The sequence below is a fragment of the Pedobacter sp. genome (genome assembly GCF_035566355.1).
Lineage (GTDB): Bacteria > Bacteroidota > Bacteroidia > Sphingobacteriales > Sphingobacteriaceae > Pedobacter.
Window position 1 is genome coordinate 1 of record NZ_DATMRL010000715.1, and the last position, 3016, is coordinate 3016.

Sequence of the window (3016 nt, forward strand, 5' to 3'; positions counted from 1 at the left end):
TTATGATCTGTTTGATCTTGGTGAATTTGATCAGAAAGGCAGCATACCCACTAAATATGGTACTAAAGCAGCTTATCTTAAGGCGGTTAAAGCCTTAAAAGATGCTGGGGTTTCTACGATAACAGATATGGTGTTTAACCATAAGGCAGGTGCAGATGAGCTCGAGACTATAAAAGTACGGAAGGTGGATCCGGATAACCGTTTGGAGTTTATTTCTGATGTGATGGATATCCAGGCCTGGACGAAATTTACTTTTCCGGGAAGAAAGGGTTTGTATTCTGATTTTGTTTGGGACCATCAGTGTTTTAGTGGTATTGACCGGTCTGAGAACCCACCTGAAGATGGTATTTTTTCTATTCAAAATGAATATGGGGAAGGCTGGGAAGATGTACCCTCTGCAGAATATGGTAATTATGATTACCTGATGTTCAATGACATTGAGTTCAGGAATCCTGCAGTGAGGGAGGAATTGAAACGCTGGGGAGAATGGTATTATAAGACCTGTGGCATGGATGGCTTCAGACTGGATGCGGTAAAACACATATCTGCTGATTTTTTGAATGAATGGCTGGACCACATGAAAAATACCTTTGAAAGGGAATTCTTTGTTGTAGCGGAAAACTGGATTATAGAGGGGGTGGAGGAACTTGATGCTTACTTGCAGCGTACTGATGGAAGGATGCAGTTGTTTGATTCCATTTTGCACCATAACCTGTACCTGGCCGGTAAGGAGGGTGAAGATTATGACCTCAGTAAAATCTTCGAGGGGACATTAGTGGCTTATCACCCGGAATTATCTGTCACTTTTGTGGATAACCATGACTCGCAGCCGCTTCAGGCACTGGAATCTTATGTGGATTTTTGGTTCAGGCCCATGGCTTATGCGCTGATCCTGTTGCGTGAACAGGGAATTCCCTGTTTATTTTATCCTGATTTGTATGGATGTAAGTATACAGACAAGAATGAAGAGGGAGAAGATGTGGAGGTGGAGCTTGTTGCCCTTGAAGAGTTACCTGTACTTTGTCAGATCAGGAAAGAGCGGGCTTTTGGTCTGCAGCGGGATTATTTTGATTATCCAAGTTGTATTGGCTGGACCAGGGAAGGGACAGATGAAATACCCGGTTCAGGTTTTGCAGTAGTGATGAGCAACAGCAACGAGGGGTTTAAAGATATGGAAATTGGTGCCAGGCATGCGGGCCAGGTATTTATAGATGCATTGGGACGTATTGCCGATGAGGTGGTGGTCAATGAAGAAGGGTGGGCGAAGTTCGCCTGTGTAGCAGGAAACATTTCTGTCTGGATACCCAAAGAAGGTTAGCGCTTCACGGAATCGATATTGGTGTAGCCAACCAGTTCATCCCAGCGGCTGCCAGGTCTGCGATAATAAACAAATACCTGATAAGTATTTGCTGTTTCAAAGAAAGAACCCTCAAAAATGGTGTTGTTTATTTTACCGGTTTCCAGGTCTTTCCAGATGTATTTGAAGTCGTATAAACCTTGCTTGACGAGGATATGTCCGTAATATCTTCTTTTTCCGGGGTCATAACTTAGTTTGTTTTCTTCTAAAAGGTTATAGTTGTTGAATCTCCCGACGACATAAACATCACCTTTAGGACTTGGGGGCTGTGTATTTAAAGTGAACAGTACCTGAACATAATCACTTTCCGTGTTGTCATCTCTTCCGTCCTGGTTCCTGATAAAAAAGTTGCCGTTTTCGTCAAACTGACTCGTGTACTTTTGGGTAGTGGCCACGATATCCGGGAATAAAACAGCATTGTAGATGCTGTCCTTAAAGATTTGCTGAACATGGTCTCCAGGATACCTTAAGCTTCTGAGGTCAAATTTTCTGAATTCGTTCCCACCTTTAAAATCATTGGTGGTTATATCATTATAGATCAGATTATCTGGTTTAACAAAAGAGGGTTTGGTATTGATGATGGCTGTTTGCGGATCCAGGTTTTGCATAACAACCGCTTTAATATCTGTGTACGGATTTTGTACGGCCAGTCCCTTATGGAAAACAGACAGGTTGAGTTTTTGATTGTAAGGTCTTTCTGGAATTTGCAGGCTGGGGGTAATTTCAATTCCTGTATTTACGCGGTTATCTGTTACATAGAACCTTTGTGTAACCACCAGTTTTTTCTGGTCTCCATCTTCATAAATCTTAAGCAGGTAATTACCAGAGATCTTTAATTTGATCTGGTCATTTGGAAGATTAAGGCTGTAATGGGTGAATTTTTGCAGCGTTGCAAAGGAATATTTGTAATCTATAATCCGGTCTTCGGCAAAAGACTCAACATAATCCAGTGTCGATATCCTGGACGATTTCCAGTCTGAAGTGCAATGTTCAACGGAATACCAGTAGTTTTTACTGCCTCCGTTGAGGTCGTCAAAAGAAAAAAGGAGTTGCTCTCCCGATTTCAGGCCGATAACTGGGGCAGATTGTTCTTTTTGTTTATTATAACACTGTACGGTTTTAATTTGAGGTAAATAAACCTTATTGTCATAGACAAGTGTTTGCTGTGCTAGAGCCAGCTGGACACTGATCATTAAAAAAAAGAACAATCTGCCTGTTTTTATCATTTGCCTTCCATTTCCATAATTTCAGATGCCAGGTCTTCCCATGTGTTTTGTGCAGTGTCGAGCAGGTGCTTGGCATCCAGATATTTTTTGTTGGCTGCAGCTAATTTAACCGGGTCTCCATAAACCTGGTCGCTGGCCAGTTCTTCTTCAATGTTCTTCACATTTTTTTCCAATACTGCAATTTCAGTTTCTGCTTTTTGAAGCTGATCATTCAGCTTCTTCAGTTGCTGTTGCACATTTGGTGCTGCTGCTTTCTTTTCCTCAACTTTTGGTTTGACTTCTTTCTCTTGTTTATATGGGATACTTGTAGCTGCTGCAGGTGGTCTTTTGGCATTCCATTCTTCGTATTCTGCATAGGTTCCAGGATACTCTTTAATATCCCTGTCTTCAATGAACCATATTTTGTTGGCTACATTGTCCAGGAAGTACCTGT

General features: G+C 41.7%; 2 protein-coding genes and 1 pseudogene. 1 reads left to right on the forward strand and 2 read right to left on the reverse strand.

The genetic code is table 11. The features are described from left to right. The coding region (locus VNZ46_RS28085) for an alpha-amylase (protein ID WP_325564806.1) at positions 1-1318 on the forward strand (1318 nt) is incomplete at its 5' end. Here the strand turns inward: VNZ46_RS28085 and VNZ46_RS28090 are convergent. Both VNZ46_RS28090 and VNZ46_RS28095 read right to left on the reverse strand, forming a co-directional pair. After that, the gene (locus VNZ46_RS28090) at positions 1315-2583 is read right to left on the reverse strand and encodes a DUF5103 domain-containing protein (RefSeq protein ID WP_325564808.1); all 1269 of its coding nucleotides are present in this window, start codon (positions 2581-2583) and stop codon (positions 1315-1317) included. The genes VNZ46_RS28085 and VNZ46_RS28090 overlap by 4 nt on opposite strands. After that, positions 2580-3016: pseudogene (locus tag VNZ46_RS28095) on the reverse strand (ABC transporter ATP-binding protein); the annotation flags it as partial. The pseudogene VNZ46_RS28095 and the gene VNZ46_RS28090, both read right to left, overlap by 4 nt.

Coding starts and splice junctions, on each gene's coding strand:
- VNZ46_RS28090 (WP_325564808.1), bottom strand. CDS start 2,583: ATGATAAAAACAGGCAGATTGTTCTTTTTTTTAATGATCAGTGTCCAG.